This window comes from Qipengyuania sp. R86523 (assembly GCF_044596365.1).
GTDB classification, from domain to species: domain Bacteria; phylum Pseudomonadota; class Alphaproteobacteria; order Sphingomonadales; family Sphingomonadaceae; genus Qipengyuania; species Qipengyuania citrea.
The window spans coordinates 36,028-50,450 of the sequence record NZ_CP138997.1; the positions used below are offsets into that span (position 1 = coordinate 36,028).

Genomic DNA, 14,423 nt, shown 5'->3' on the forward strand with positions numbered 1-14,423 from the left:
TCGATCATGATCCGTCGTCTCGCTCTCCTCATTCTCGCGCTGCTCGCGCTGCTACCGGTCCCGGCCGCGGCCGAGCGGGTTCGCGACCTGGGCCAGTTCCAGTCGGTGCGCTCGAACCAGCTCACCGGCTATGGCATCGTGGTCGGCCTCGACGGCTCGGGCGATGACAATTTCGCTTACGCCACGCAGGCCATGCGCGGCGTTTCGGGCCGGCTGGGGCTGCAACTGCCCCCGGGCGTCAATCCGGCGCTCAAGAATGCCGCAGCGGTTATCATTACCGCCGAATTGCCCGCCTTTGCCAAGCCCGGCCAGCGGATCGACGTGACCGTTTCGACCATGGGCAAGGCCAAGTCGCTGCGCGGCGGCGCCTTGGTGATGACCCCGCTTTATGGTGCGGATGGCCAGATCTACGCGATGGCGCAGGGCAACCTCGCTGTCGGCGGTCTCGGCGTGTCCGGGCAGGATGGCTCGAAGCTGACCGTCAACGTCCCCACCGTGGGCCGGATCGCCGACGGGGCGACCGTCGAACAGGCGGTGGCGAGCAATTTCGACTTCACCGAAGTTCTGCGCTGGAATCTCTACCAGGCCGATTTCCTTACCATCTCGCGCGTCCGTGATGCCATCAATGCGGTGTATCCCGGCATGGCGCAGGTCGAGGACGGCGTCACGCTCGCGCTGATGTTGCCGCCGGGCGCAAACACGCGTGCGGAAATCATGGCCCAGATCGAGATGCTCGACATCAATCCGGCCGAACGCGCGGCCCGGGTCGTGATCAACAGCCGGACCGGCACGATCGTGATTTCGAGCGCGGTGCGGCTGGCACCCGCCGCAATCAGCCACGGCAGCCTGGTCGTGCGGATCGACGAAAACCCCGCCGTGGTCCAGCCCGAACCGTTTGCGCGCGGACAGACCGCGCTCGAACCCAACAGCACCATCACTGCCCGACAGGAAGAAAACGTCGTGTCGCGCGTGGGGCCCGGCGCCTCGCTGGCCGAAGTCGTCGATGCGCTCAATGCGCTCGGTGCCAGCCCAGCCGATCTGGTGGCTATTCTCGAAGGCCTCAAACAGGCCGGATCGCTGACCGCGGAGCTCGTGATCATATGACGTCCTATCCGATCAACCTGGCAGGCGCGAGCGTGCTGCCCGAGCGCGAGGCGGCCCCCATCCGAGGCGAGCTGCGCGAAGCGGCACAGCAGTTCGAAGCCATCCTGCTGCGGCAGATGCTGTCGAGCGCGCGGAGCACCGATTTCGGCGGCAACGACCTGTTCGGCGAAAGCGACGATACCTTCCGCGAGATGCGCGATGCGCGCTTTGCCGAAGTCACTGCGGAATCCGGCCAGCTTGGCTTTGCCGCCGCGATCGAAACCCAACTTGCCCGGTTCCTGCCGGAAGGTGGCGACTGATGGCATCCGACCTCCTCTCGATCGCCGCCAGCGGCGCGCGCGCGGCGCGCGGCGCGCTGGATGTGACGGCGCAGAACATCGCCAACGCATCGAGCGATGGCTATGTCCGTCGCAGCTTGCGGATCGAAGAGGTCGCGGCCTCGGGCGGGGCCGGCCAGATCGGCGATATCTCGCTGTCGGGCGCGCGCATCGCGGAAATTCGCCGCAACGCCAATTCCTTCCTCCAGGGCGAGGTGCGCCGTACCTCGGGCGATCTGCAGCGCGCCGATGTCGAGCTGAAGGGCCTGCGCAACATGGAAAGCGCGCTCGAACAGTCGGGCGTGTTCAATTCGATCGTCGAATTCGAAGCGGTGCTGCAGCAGCTTTCGAGCGATCCGGTGGACCCGTCTCGCCGCGCCGCGGTCGTGGCCGAAGCCGAGACGCTGGCGAACAAGTTCAACATCACTGCATCGGGTTTCGAGGCAGTGGGTGAAGGCCTGCGTTTCGACGCGGAAGCGCAGGTCTCCGGTGCCAATGTCATCGGCAGCGAACTGGCCCGCGTGAACCTGCGCCTCACGCGCGCAGGCAGCGGCAGCAGCGACCGCGCCGCATTGCTCGACCAACGCGACCAGCTGCTCGAACGGCTCGCCGGCTTCACCACGGTCGGCACCCAGTTCGCGGCTGACGGCACGGTCGCGGTGTCGCTGGGTACCAATCCGCCGCGCAGCTTCGTACAGGGCGGTACCGCAGGAACGCTGGCCTCGGCAACTGCTGCCGACGGCACGCTCAGCTTCAGCGTCGACGGACAGGCGATGGCGCCCGGATCGGGCAGCCTCGCCGGTGCGGCGCTCGCCCTCACCGAGCTCGCGTCGGTGCGCACCCGGCTCGATACGATTGCAGCGGGGATTGCCGATACGGTCAACAATGCGCAGGCCGCGGGCTCCGCGCTCGACGGTTCGCAGGGTCAGCCGATCTTTACCGGGACCACGGCAGGCACGCTCAAGGTCGTGATGACCAGCGGCCAAGGGCTCGCGACCGCGCCCGCAGGCGCGGTCGCGGGCAGCCGCGATGACGCAAACCTCAGCGCGCTGCGCCAGTCGCTTGCCACGCTCGATCCGGCGCAGCAGCTCAACGGGGTGCTGTTCGACGTCTCGAGCAAGGTCGCGGGCCGCAATGTCACGCAAAGCGCGCTGCAGACGATCGCATCGTCGGCGCGGATATCGCTCGAGCAGCAATCGGGCGTGGACCTCGATACCGAGGCGGCCAATCTGATCCGGTTCCAGCAGGCCTTCCAGGCCTCGGGCCGGGCGATGCAGACCGCCAGCGACATATTCGACACTCTCCTGGGGATCGGGCGATGATCAATCTGAGTACCGGCGCATTCTACGAGCGTAGCACCAGCCAGATCGGTGGGCTGCGCGCGCAGGCCGAAACGCTGCAACAGCAGATCGGTACGGGCGAACGGCTTCAGCGCTCGTCCGATGATCCGGTGGCAGCCGCGCGGCTGCGGATGCTGGCGCGCACCGATCGCATCAGCCAGGTCGACACGCGCAATTCCGAGCTGGCGGAAGCGAATCTGGCGCTGACCGACGAGACGCTCGGCTCGATCGCCGACCTCGTGGTCCGGGTGCGCGAACTGGCCGTGCAGGCCGCATCCACTACGCTGAACGACGATCAGCGCGCGACGATCGGGACCGAAATCGCCAGCCTGCGCGAGAACCTCGTGCTGCTGGCCAACAGCCGCAACATTTCCGGCCATGCACTGCTGGGCGGCCAGACTGCCGGCCAGGCCTATACCGATAATGGCACGGGCATCGACTACGTCGGCACCGGCGGGGTTACGCCGGTCGAGATCGGCGAAGGCCAGTCGGTCTTGCCGGGGCTTACCGGACCCGACGTCTTCAATTTCGATACCGCCAATGGTCCGAGCGACCTGTTTGCCGTGCTGGGCAATCTCGCAGCAGCTCTCGCAACGGGGGGAGCCGATGCGATCAGCGCCAGTTCCGCCGCGCTGGGCGAACTCGATGCGGGCCTGGAAAAGGTCACCACCGCGCAGACGGTTATCGGTTCGCGGCTCAACTGGGTCGATCTCATGAGCGAACGGCGCGAGGTCAATGCCGAACGCACGGCCGATGAACGCTCTAGCGTGGGCGGGGCGGATATCGCCGTGACGATGAGCAGGCTGCAGGAAACGCTCACCGTACTCGAGGCCAGCCAGGCCAGCTTTGTCCGCCTGGCCAACCTCTCGCTGTTCTCATTGCTGCGCTGATCGCGCCAAACCCGAGGTAGAATTCCAATGTACGCGATTATCGGCATCATCGTCCTGCTCGTCATGGTCTTTGGCGGCTTCATGCTCAGTGGCGGCGCGCTGGGCCCCGTCATGGCGGCCATGCCCTACGAAATGCTGATCATCGGCGGCGCCGCCGCCGGGGCGCTGGTGGCCGGCAACTCGCTCGACGGGCTGAAGGCGCTGGGCACCGCGATGGGCAAGATCTTCAAGGGGCCGAAGCACGACAAGCAGGATCATGTCGATGCGATCGCGCTGACCACCCAGCTGATGCGCATGCTCAAGAACGATGGTCCCGTCGCGCTGGAAAGCCATCTCGAGGATCCCGCCAACTCGACCGTCTTCAGTGCCTATCCCAACCTGCTCAAGAACGAAGCGCTGATCGCGCTGATCTGCGACACGCTGACGCTGTTGGTGGTGTCTTCGGGAACGCTCGAAACGCATGCCGTGGAAGAGGTGATGGACAATGCGATGAAGACGCATTTCCACGAGATGCACGAACCGCAGCACAACCTGCAGACGCTGTCGGACGCCTTGCCGGCCCTCGGCATCGTCGCCGCCGTCCTCGGCGTGGTGAAGACCATGGGCTCGATCGACAAGCCCCCCGAAATCCTTGGCAAGATGATTGGCGCGGCGCTGGTCGGCACCTTCCTCGGCGTGCTGCTGGCCTATGGGATCGTCGGTCCGCTGGCCGGCCGGCTCAAGCAGGTGCTCGAACAGGACGAACAGATCTTCCATGCGGTCAAGCAGGTGATCATCGCTTCGCTCTATGGCCATCCGCAGCCGCTGGTCGTCGAAAGCGCGCGGTCGGGTCTGGGCCATACGGTGCGCCCGGGGCTGAACGAATTGCTCGACGCGTTGCGGGGTAGGTAGGATGGCCACCGCAGCCGAGGGTCGCAACGATCCCGCCCCGATCATCGTCAAGAAGGTGACCGTCATCGAGGCGGGTCATCACGGCGGCGCCTGGAAAGTCGCCTATGCCGATTTCGTGACCGCGATGATGGCCTTCTTCCTGCTGCTCTGGCTGCTTGGCGCGACCACCGAAGACCAGCGCAAGGGGCTGGCGGACTATTTCACCCCGACCCTGGTCAAGACCAAGGAACAGAGCGCGGGCGCCGATGGGGTGCTGGGCGGTTCCTCGCTGGTCGATGTCGACAACTACCCGCACGCCGCAGGGCAGACGGGGACGCAGACCCTGACCGTTCCGCGCGATGCGACCGGCGGCCCGCGCGAGGGCGCTGCCAGCATCAAGCGGATCCAGGAACGGGTCGCCGAGGCGATCGCCGAAAAGGAACGGCTCAAGCGGCTGATGCATCAGGTGCGCATGATCCCGACCACCACCGGCATCCGGATCGATCTGGTCGACGATGCCGATTTCTCGATGTTCTCGCTCGGCACGACGGTGCTGACCCCCGACGCGCGCGACCTGCTCGATCTGGTCGCCCAGGCGATCGTCCCCGAAGGCGGCAAGATCACCGTGCGAGGCCACACCGACGCACTCAAATATCGCGATCCGAGCCGGGTCAACAACTGGTCGCTGTCGGCAGGCCGGGCGGAAACAACGCGCCAGAACCTGATCCGGCACGGCATATCGCGCGACCGCTTCCGCCGGATCGAGGGCGTGGCCGATACCGAACCGCTGATCGCCGACAACCCGGCGGACCCGCGCAATCGCCGCATATCGATCTCGCTCGAGAACTAATGGCCGCGCCCGCGGCTACTGCCAGCGCTCAATCTTGCGGTAGATCGGGGTCAGTCCGCTGCGTAAGCGCGGCAGAAAACCTCGACCGCGCCAGCGATCCGTTCGCGGTTGCGCGCGTCATCGACCGGTGCGCCGAAGCGCCGTTCGAGATCGCCCATGCCCTTGCACATGCTGGCGAATTGCTCGGCTGCCAGTTCGGGGTCGTCGACCGTCAGTTCGCCGGCTTCGCCCATCGCCGCGATCAGTTCGGCAAAGGCCCGTTTCATTCGGTGCGGCCCGGCGGCGAGGAAGGCCGCGCCGATCGCCGGGTCATGCTCGGTCTCGGCGGCAACGCGCCGTTCGAAGCGGATGAATTCAGGGCGTGAAAGAAACGCCACCATCGCCTCGCCGATCGTCGTCAGGCGGGCGCGCAATGCCCCGCTGGGCAGTTCGGGGACGGCCAGGGCCGTGCTGATCTGTTCGCATTCGCGCTCGACCGCGGCAGCGAACAGGCCGCGCTTGTCGCCGAAGCGGTTGTAGACCGTAACCTTGGACACGCCTGCGTCAGCGGCGATCTGCTCGATCGAACTGGCGGCGAAACCATGCTCGAGGAAGCTGGCGCCCGCAGCGCCGAGGATGGCGTCGCGCTTGGCCTCGTCAGTGGGCCGGCCAGGCCGCTTGGCATCGTTTCTTGACAATCTGAACGCCTCCGTTCACTTGAACGCTGTCGTTCAGTAATGAACGAGTGCTGGAGGGAAGGCAAGCAAGCGTGCTCTGGATTGCGATCAGGATGCTGACCGGCAACGCCCAGAAGTTCTACGGGCTGGTATTCGGCATTGCCTTTTCCACCCTGCTGATCACCCAGCAGCTGACCATCTTCGTCAATCTGATCGAACGCGGCGCGAGCGGGGTCTACAACGTCTCCAGCGCCGATGTCTGGGTGATGGACCCGGTCAGCCGCACCACCGATGTGGCCTATGCAATGCCCTCCACCGCGCTCGACAAGGTGCGCAGCGTCCCGGGGGTCGAATGGGCGGTCCCGCACATCCGGGCGCAGGCCAGCGTGCGCACGCGCGACGGCGATCTCGAAGGCGTGGCGGTGATCGGGGTCGACGATGCGACGCTGATCGGCCTGCCCAAGCGCATGATCGAGGGGTCGACCGAAGTCCTGTCGCAGCCCGACAGCGTGATCATCGATGACGTCGGCACCACCCGCATGTTCCCGGGCCAGTCGCCCATCGGCGAACGGCTTGAACTGAACGACCAGCGCGCCGTGATCCGCGGCATCGCCGATGCGGTGCCCAGCTTCACCAGCACGGTGGTGCTGTATACCAAGTACAGCCAGGCGCTGAACTTCGTGCCCGGCACGCGCAACCGCCTGTCCTTCGTGCTGGTCGGCGCGCAGCAGCCGCAGCAGGCCGCGGCGCTGGCCGAACGAATCGAGCGGAAAACCGGCCTCAGGGCCCGGACTCGCGACGAATTCGCGCAGGACGGGATCGATTTCATCATCGAGAACACCGGTATCCCGCTCAATTTCGGGATCACGGTGGCCCTAGGCTTCGTGGTCGGGGTGGCGATCGTCGGGCTGACCTTCAGCCTGTTCATCCGCGACAATATCAAGCAATTCGGCGCGCTTAAGGCGATCGGGGTGACCAATGGCAAGATCCGCCGGATGGTTGCCGCCCAGGCGGGGCTGGTGGGCCTGGCTGGCTATGGCCTTGGCATATTGGGCACCGTGCTGTTCATCTGGGGCTTTTCGAGCAACCCGACCTTCAAGGGGTTCTACATCCCCTGGCAGATCCCGCTGATCAGTCTTGCCGCGGTGACGCTGATCCTCGCGCTGACCGGGTGGCTGGCGCTGCGCAACGTGCTCAAGACCGAACCCGCATCGGTGTTCCGCTGATGGGGGAGGCGATGGACACCGCCGCCATCGGCGGCTGCACCCCGCAGGCGGCAATCTGCACGCGCGGCGTGACGCGCGATTTCGTGGCCGGCCAGCAGACCATCACCGTGCTGCATGGCATCGATCTCGACATACGCGCGGGCGAGCTGACTTTCCTCGTCGGCGAAAGCGGCTCGGGCAAGACCACGCTCATCTCGATCATGTGCGGCATCCTGTGGCCGACGCTGGGCGAGGTGAAGGTTTTCGGCACCGATATCTACGATCTCGCCGATACCGAGCTGGTCGAATTCCGGCTGCAGAACATCGGCTTCATCTTCCAGCAGTACAATCTGATCCCCTCGATCGACGCTGCCAGCAATGCCGCGGTGCCGCTGATCGCGCAGGGAATGGATCGCCATGACGCGCGCGAACGTGCGGTGGCGATGCTGGAAAAGCTCAATATCGGCGATCAGGCGGCCAAGCTGCCCAATCAGCTGTCGGGCGGCCAGCAGCAGCGCGTGGCGATTGCGCGCGCGCTGGTCCACGAACCACGGCTGGTGGTGTGCGACGAACCCACCGCCGCGCTCGACGCCTCTTCGGGCCGCCGGGTGATGGACCTCCTGCGCGAAGTCGCGGTGGCCGAAGACCGCGCCTGCATCATCGTCACGCACGACAACCGCATTTTCGATCTCGCGGACCGCATCCTCGTGCTCGAGGACGGGCGGATCACGCATGACGGCAAGGACATGCCCGAAGGACACTGACATGGCACTCGACCTGAAGAACCTCAGCTTTTCGCGCCAGATCCTGCCCGTCGCGGCGCTGCTGGGCCTGATCGCCGCGGCGATCTTCATCCTGGCGGGCATGCCTGATCGGGACTTGTCCGAACCCGGCCGCGAACCACCCCGGGCGCCCGAAGCGCTGGCCGATTCCGCTCGCGTGGCAGGTTCTGGGGTGGTCGAACCGTCGAGCGAGACGATCCAGCTCGGATCGGCGCTGTCGGGGCTGATCACGGGCCTGTATGTCCAGCCTGGCGACCGGGTGACCGAGGGCGAGGTGCTGTTCACGGTCGATGCCCGCGCGGCGCGCGCGCAATTGCGCGAGGCCGAGGCCGCGATCGCCGAAGCACGCGCTGCGATTGCCGAGGCGCGCAGCACGCAGGCGACCGCGGCGAGCCAGCTCGAACTCTATCGCAATGTCGAGGATCCGGCCGCCGTCAGCCGCGCCGAAGTGATCCGCGCCGAAGGCGAGGCCGCTGCTGCAAATGAACGGCTGCGGCTGGCGCAGGCGCGGCTGCAGGCAGCGCAGGCGCGCGCAGGTTCGGCGCAGACGCAGATTGCCCAGCTCACCGTGCGGGCGCCGATCGCGGGCCAGATCCTCGCGGTGAACATCCGCAAGGGCGAATATGTCAGCACCATGGGCGCCAGCGCGCAGCCCTTCATCGAAATGGGGCAGACTGACCCGCTGCACGTGCGGATCGATATCGACGAGGAACAGGCCCCCCGGCTGGCGCTGGGCGAACCTGCCACCGTCAGCCCGCGCGGGGCGGCGGACCGGCAGGTCCGGGCGTCCTTCGTCCGGGCCGAACCGCTGGTGGTTCCCAAGCGTTCGCTCACCAACAGCGCGGCCGAACGGGTCGATGTGCGCGTGCTCCAGGTGATTTACGAACTGCCCGAGACCGATGGGCTGTTCCGTGTCGGCCAGCAGGTCGATGCCTATATCGCGGCCGAGGGCGCCGCGAAATGAGGGCCCGCGGGTTTCTTGTCGCTGCCAGTGCGCTGGCGCTGACCGCCTGCGCGGCCGGGCCGCCGCCCGAAGTGGCCACGCCCGTTCCGGTGTTGCCGGACGCGTTCCTGTTTGCGCCCGATCCTTCAGCCAGCGCATCGCTGGCGGCGCTGATGCCGGTCGCGGATCCGGCGTTCGATACGCTGGCGGCGCAGGCGCTGGCCTCCTCGCCGACGCTGGGCGAAGCGGCCGCACGCGTCGAGGAAGCGCGCGCCGGGGCGGATCGCGCGGGCGCCGAGCGGCTGCCGGAGATCGGCGCGAACGGCTCGGTCACCGGGCAGCGCAGCAATCCCGGCTCTTTCGGCGGGGGGCTGCCGCCGGGAATTTCCTTCGACGCCGAGCGGGTGTCCTACGCTGCCAATGTCACTGCCCGCTGGGATCTCGACCTGTTCGGCCGGCTGCGCGCGCAGGAGCGCGGCGCGCTGGCACGCTTCGATGCCGCCAATGCGCGCGCCCGCGCGGTGCGGATCGCGCTGCTGGCGGAAATCGCGGCAAGCGTGATCGACTGGCGCACGCTTGCAGCGCGTGAACGCGAAATTCGCAGCGATCTGGCATCGGCCGAAGAACTCGCCCGGCTGGCCGGTGTGCGCGAGCGCGCAGGGATCGCGCCCGGTTTCGACCGGGTGCGCGCCGAAGGCTCGGCGGCGGGCTCGCGCAGCCGGCTGGTCGCGCTGGAAAGCGAGCGCGCGCGCCTCCTCGGCCGGCTGGTCACGCTGACCGCGCAGGGCGGGGCGCAGGTCCGTGCTGCATTGGCGCAGGAAAATCCCGCGGCGCTCGATCCGCCCCCGCCAGCGACCTTGCCGTCGGTGCTGCTTGCCAACCGGCCCGACGTGATTGCCGCGGCAGCCGATCTGGCCGCGGCCGATGCCGCTCTGGCAGCTGCGGCGCGGCGGCGGTTCCCCGTGTTCGACCTGTCAGGCGCGATCGGCCTGCTCGCCTTCGGCATCGGCGATGTGTTCGACAATGAATCGCTCGTGGGCAGCCTGGCCGGATCGATTGCCGGGCCGCTGCTCGATTTCGGGCGGATCGCGGCGGAGATCGACGGTGCGGCAGCGGGCAAGCGCGCGGCCTTCGAAGCCTATCGCGGTGCGGTCTACACCGCGCTGGGCGATGCGGAGACGGCCTATGGCGTGGTCGCGACTGCGGATTCCGAGGCCGCGGCGACCACGCGTGAGGCCGCGGCATTGCAGCGTGCCGCGCGGCTGGCCAATGCGCGTTTCGAGGCCGGGCTCGCCGATTTCCTCACCGTGCTCGATGCGCGGCGCGCTGCCGATGCCAGCGGTGAACGCGCCGCCGCGGCGCAGGGCCGCGCGCGGCGCGCCCGGGTGCTGCTGTGGCAGGCGCTGGGCGGCGGCACACTGCGCTAGCCTGCCTGCCGCGATGCGGGGCTAGATCGTCGCGCCGCCATCGACCACGATGGTCTGCCCGGTGGTCCATTTCGCGGCGGGCGACGCCAGATAGACCGCGGCCCCGGCGATATCCTCGGGCTCGCCGATGCGCCGCATGGCCAGCGCCTTCTCGGTCGCCGCCAGCGCATCGGGATTGTCCCACAATGCCTTGGCGAAATCGGTCTTCACCAGCCCCGGGGCGATCCCGTTGATGCGGATCCCGTGCTTGCCGTTCTCCGCGGCGTAATTGCGCACCAGCTGGAAATCCGCAGCCTTGGAAATGCAATAGGCACCGATGGTCGTCGACGCGCGCAGCCCGCCGATCGAGCTGATGATGACGATCGCCCCGTCGCCCTTGTCGCGCATGGCGGGCAGCGCCAGCTGGATCAGCCAGTGGTTCGAGATGACGTTGTTGTCGAGGATCTTGCGGAACTGTTCGTCGGCAATCCCGTCCATCGAGCCGTAATAGGGATTGCTGGCCGCATTGCAGACGAGGATGTCGACCGGGCCGAGCCGAGCGACGGTCTGCGCGAACAGGTCTTCGAGCTGCGCCTTTTCCGAAATGCTCGCCGCGATTGCCACGGCGCTGCCATCGCCATGCGAGGCGTTGATTTCGGCGGCGACCGCCTCGCAGGCATCCTGCTTGCGGCTCGAGATCACCACGCGGGCGCCCTGCGCGGCCAGCCCTTCGGCGATGGCGCGGCCGATCCCGCGGCTCGATCCGGTGACGATCGCGACTTTTCCGGTCAGGTCGAATGGCGACATGATTGGTTCCCCTTGCATAAGTTGAGGGGCCCGAAGCTGTCGCTGCAGGCCCCCCGGTAGGTGCGGTCCGTTTGCTCAGAAGCGGGTACGGATACCGAGGCGGTAATTGCGTCCGATGGCATTGCCGATGAACGGGTTGTAGCCAAGCGGAAGCTGCGCTTCGGCCGGTTCGGCATCGGTGAAGTTTTCTACTGCGGCCTGAAGCTGGACGTCGGCCCCCGCGATCGCGAGATCGTAGGCCACCGAGAAGTCGTGCTGCGTGTAGGAACCGCTTTCGACCCCGAAATTGGTGCCCACGCCGCCGCCCGTGCTGAAGCACGGATCGCGATCGACGCAGCGATCGTCGGTCACCCCGTCGATGTGCTGGACCGAATAGCGCGCGTTGAAATCGCCGAACCCGAGATTGACGAACGCATTGGCGCGCCATTCCGGAACCGTGTTCGGATCGCGGAAATAATTGCCGAAGCCCACCGCGTCATAGGCGGGCTGCACGTTCACGCCCTGGACGATGAAATCGTCGAAGCTGTAATCGAGGTTCCACACCGCATTGGTGCCGAAGCTCAGATCCGCACGGTCGCCCAGCGGGAAGCTGGCGTTGAGCGCGAAGTCGAGACCGGCGATCTTGACGTCGGGCCCATTGACGAAATCGGTCCGCACGCGGCTGATGTCGATCCCCAGCGTCGTGCCCTGGATACACTGGTTGTTCGAGAAGGTGATCAGATTGGCCAGCGGGCTCGAACAGTCGACCGGGGCCTGCCCGGTGGTCTGGAAATTGCCCACGAAGCTCGCGATCGCATTCCCCGGCGTGGTGGTGATGCGGTCTTCGAGGTCGATCGACCAGTAGTCGACCGAGAAGGTCACGTTGCCGCCGCCGACCGGTGCGGAAATGATCGCCCCGATATTGTAGGTGAAGGCGGTTTCGGGATCGAGATCGGTCGGGTTGCCGTAGATGTCCTTCGACTTGTAATTGCCGCCTGCCGCGGTGAAGCCTTCGAGCGCAGTCACGAAATTGGGCGACACGTTCGATGCCAGCGGGCCGCGGAAGGTGGTCCCCACCGATCCGCGCAGGGTCAGCCAGTCGGTCACTTCGAAGCGCGCCGAGCCCTTGGGATTGATCGTCGAACCGATCGGGCTGCCGTAATCCTCGAAGCGGACGGCCGCCGACAGTTCGAGCCGGTCGGTGATCGGCGCGTTCACTTCGGCGAAGAACGCGTAGACGTCCTGCTGCAGCTTCACCGGGCGCGAACCGCCAAGGAAGATGAACGGGCCCACCCCTTCGGTGGTCGTGCCCACGCAGCTCTGGTCGCCTTCGATGAAACACGGGTTCACATCGACGTTCGATTCATCGTTGTAGGGATCGCTGGTATAGCGATTGTCGCGGAACTGGGCGCCCACGGCGAAGGCCAGCGGCCCCCCGGAGAAGGTGAGCCCGGTTTCGCCCGCCAGGACGAAATCGAAGACGAATTGCGATTCCTCTTCGCGCGTGCCGTTGGGGACCTGCAGCCACGCCACCAGCTCCTTGCTGTTGTCATTGCCCGGCACGTAGAACGGGTTGGCGATGTTGAACGAACCATTGCCCGGACCGGCGTTGGCGAAGGGGTTGAACCACTGGCAGCCATTTGCGCCCGGGGTGGTGCCATCGCAGTCGGGACCGCCAAAACCGTTCAGCGCCGCTTGCAGGCGCGACCCGATGATCCCGGGGGTGTAGAAGTCACGCTTCGATTCCCAGAAGGTGCCGTCGACATTGAGCCGCAGCGTATCGCTCAGCGCGAACTCCAGCCCGCCGCTGAAACGGTAGGCATCGTTGATTGCGCTGCCGGTGCCGGCGCCGCGGTCGGGATCGCGCGGATTGCCGAGGAAGCCGAACGGCCGGTACAGCACGTTGGTGATGGCCACGATCGGATCGGTTGCCGAGCTCTGCGGCAGGCCGACCTGGTCGAGGAAAGCGGCGACGCCGGGGTTGTTCGGCGAGGTGCTGAACGCGCTGACGAAGCCCGACCCGCGCGGCCCCTGCGTCGGCGGGAATGCCGGCGAATAGTTGAGCGAGGTCAGTTCGCTGCGCGAATAGAGCGCGTCGGCGCGGAAGCGCAGCGTATCGCTCAGGTCGACGGTGAGTTCGGCGAAGGCCTGGTAGCGGTCCTCGTCCTCGGTGATGTTGTCGAAGGGAACATAGGTGAAATAGCAGCGGCCAAGATCGACCGTTCCGCCCAGTTCGGTACAGCCCGCGTCGGGCCGGATCTGCGTGTTGACCGTGCCGGTCCCCGTATCGAGATAGGAGACTGCGAACAGCCCCGGGGTCGCCAGCGCGGAATAGGCCGAGGGATTGGTTTCGTAACCGACGTTGACGAAGTCGCGCTGCGGCGTGCCGAGTTCGCTGCGGTGCTGCCACCCGGCGCCGAAGACGAAATTGCCCGTGTCGCCCAACTCGACACCGGCCAGTGCGCTCAGGCTGTAATTGTCGTCGGAACCGTCGATGAAATTGTAGTCACCCTGCACTTCGAGACCGGTGAAGGTCGAGCGGGTGATGAAGTTGGCGACGCCTGCGATCGCATCCGAACCGTAGGTCGAACCGGCCCCGTCCTTGAGCAGTTCGATCCGTTCAAGCGCGAACAGCGGCATCAGCTGGGTGTCGACGAAACCCGCGCCGGGGCTGAGGATGGTGCGCTTGCCGTTGAGCAGCACCAGCGTGCGCTGCGGCCCGAGCCCGCGCAGGTTGAGCGAGCCGACGCCCTGGAAACCCTGTGCGTCGGTGGAAAACTGGTTTGTATCGCCCAACGATGCGCCGACCGAGGGCAGTTCCTTGATGAATTCGAGCGGGCTGTCGACGCCCTGTTCGGCGAGATCGTCTGCGGTGAAGACATCCACCGGCAGCGCCGCGTCTTCGGGCGTCCCGCGAATATAGGATCCGGTAACGACGATGCGGTTTTCATTTTGCGTCGCGGCTCCGGCGGTCTCGACCTCTGCCTGGGCCAGGGCCGGGGTTACTGAAAGCGCAGCAGTGGCGAGCGCGCCCAGCGCGCAACTGTGGCGTAAAGTGAATCTGGTCATGTCCCTCTCCATTTGGAGGTACGTCTTTTTTATCGCGTACCTTCCACTCGAAAGAGAATGCGCAGTTTCGCTTTATGTCAAGTCGGCAACAAGTTCCTTTTGTAATCGGTCGCCCTGGGCTCATACCGATAATTCTAAATTACTCTTTAAGTTACGCGGGCATAGCGGCGCGATTGCTACGGCCCGAAATTTTTCCACCGACCGT

13 protein-coding genes are annotated in these 14,423 nt (G+C 66.3%); 10 read left to right on the forward strand and 3 right to left on the reverse strand.

Features of this window, described 5'->3' with window-relative positions; genetic code table 11:
* Positions 1–6 precede the first annotated feature (6 nt).
* The 6 genes from SJY12_RS00225 to SJY12_RS00250 are packed head-to-tail and all read left to right on the forward strand — an operon-like array spanning position 7 to position 5,371.
* Positions 7–1,104, forward strand: coding sequence for a flagellar basal body P-ring protein FlgI (locus SJY12_RS00225; RefSeq protein ID WP_397505619.1), 1,098 nt, complete (start codon positions 7–9; stop codon positions 1,102–1,104).
* Positions 1,101–1,403 carry a rod-binding protein gene (locus SJY12_RS00230; RefSeq protein ID WP_082835470.1) on the forward strand — a complete coding sequence of 101 codons (303 nt, stop codon included), beginning with the start codon at positions 1,101–1,103 and terminating at the stop codon, positions 1,401–1,403. The genes SJY12_RS00225 and SJY12_RS00230 overlap by 4 nt, the downstream gene beginning before the upstream one ends.
* Positions 1,403–2,743 carry a flagellar hook-associated protein FlgK gene (flgK, locus tag SJY12_RS00235; RefSeq protein WP_397505620.1) on the forward strand — a complete coding sequence of 447 codons (1,341 nt, stop codon included), beginning with the start codon at positions 1,403–1,405 and terminating at the stop codon, positions 2,741–2,743. The genes SJY12_RS00230 and flgK overlap by 1 nt, the downstream gene beginning before the upstream one ends.
* Positions 2,740–3,651 carry a flagellar biosynthesis protein FlgL gene (locus SJY12_RS00240; protein ID WP_063507015.1) on the forward strand — a complete coding sequence of 304 codons (912 nt, stop codon included), beginning with the start codon at positions 2,740–2,742 and terminating at the stop codon, positions 3,649–3,651. Before flgK ends, SJY12_RS00240 begins: the two co-directional genes overlap by 4 nt.
* 27 nt (positions 3,652–3,678) lie before the next feature.
* Positions 3,679–4,542, forward strand: a complete 864-nt coding sequence (gene motA / locus SJY12_RS00245; protein WP_050599121.1) for a flagellar motor stator protein MotA — start codon at positions 3,679–3,681, stop codon at positions 4,540–4,542.
* Between the two features lies 1 nt (position 4,543).
* Positions 4,544–5,371, forward strand: coding sequence for a flagellar motor protein MotB (locus tag SJY12_RS00250; protein WP_050599122.1), 828 nt, complete (start codon positions 4,544–4,546; stop codon positions 5,369–5,371).
* A gap of 50 nt (positions 5,372–5,421) precedes the next feature.
* Here SJY12_RS00250 and SJY12_RS00255 read toward each other — a convergent pair whose 3' ends face one another.
* Complete coding sequence (locus SJY12_RS00255) at positions 5,422–6,048, reverse strand: TetR/AcrR family transcriptional regulator (RefSeq protein ID WP_063510699.1); 627 nt, start codon at positions 6,046–6,048, stop codon at positions 5,422–5,424.
* Between the two features lie 71 nt (positions 6,049–6,119).
* On the opposite strand from SJY12_RS00255, the gene SJY12_RS00260 reads away from it, so the two are divergent.
* From SJY12_RS00260 to SJY12_RS00275, 4 genes are read left to right on the forward strand one after another with little or no spacing between them, the layout of a single operon-like run.
* Positions 6,120–7,253: an ABC transporter permease gene (locus SJY12_RS00260; RefSeq protein ID WP_397505621.1), complete on the forward strand. Its 1,134-nt coding sequence runs from the start codon at positions 6,120–6,122 to the stop codon at positions 7,251–7,253.
* An 11-nt stretch (positions 7,254–7,264) separates the two neighbouring features.
* Positions 7,265–7,996 carry an ABC transporter ATP-binding protein gene (locus SJY12_RS00265; RefSeq protein WP_197458245.1) on the forward strand — a complete coding sequence of 244 codons (732 nt, stop codon included), beginning with the start codon at positions 7,265–7,267 and terminating at the stop codon, positions 7,994–7,996.
* 1 nt (position 7,997) lies between these two features.
* Positions 7,998–8,978, forward strand: coding sequence for an efflux RND transporter periplasmic adaptor subunit (locus tag SJY12_RS00270; protein WP_050599126.1), 981 nt, complete (start codon positions 7,998–8,000; stop codon positions 8,976–8,978).
* On the forward strand, positions 8,975–10,384 hold the full coding sequence (locus tag SJY12_RS00275; protein ID WP_397505622.1) for an efflux transporter outer membrane subunit: 1,410 nt from the start codon (positions 8,975–8,977) through the stop codon (positions 10,382–10,384). The genes SJY12_RS00270 and SJY12_RS00275 overlap by 4 nt, the downstream gene beginning before the upstream one ends.
* Positions 10,385–10,405: 21 nt before the next feature.
* Here SJY12_RS00275 and SJY12_RS00280 read toward each other — a convergent pair whose 3' ends face one another.
* Both SJY12_RS00280 and SJY12_RS00285 read right to left on the reverse strand, forming a co-directional pair.
* The gene (locus SJY12_RS00280; RefSeq protein ID WP_397505623.1) at positions 10,406–11,170 is read right to left on the reverse strand and encodes an SDR family NAD(P)-dependent oxidoreductase; all 765 of its coding nucleotides are present in this window, start codon (positions 11,168–11,170) and stop codon (positions 10,406–10,408) included.
* A gap of 75 nt (positions 11,171–11,245) precedes the next feature.
* Complete coding sequence (locus SJY12_RS00285; RefSeq protein ID WP_397505624.1) at positions 11,246–14,218, reverse strand: TonB-dependent receptor domain-containing protein; 2,973 nt, start codon at positions 14,216–14,218, stop codon at positions 11,246–11,248.
* Between the last annotated feature and the right edge of the window lie 205 nt (positions 14,219–14,423).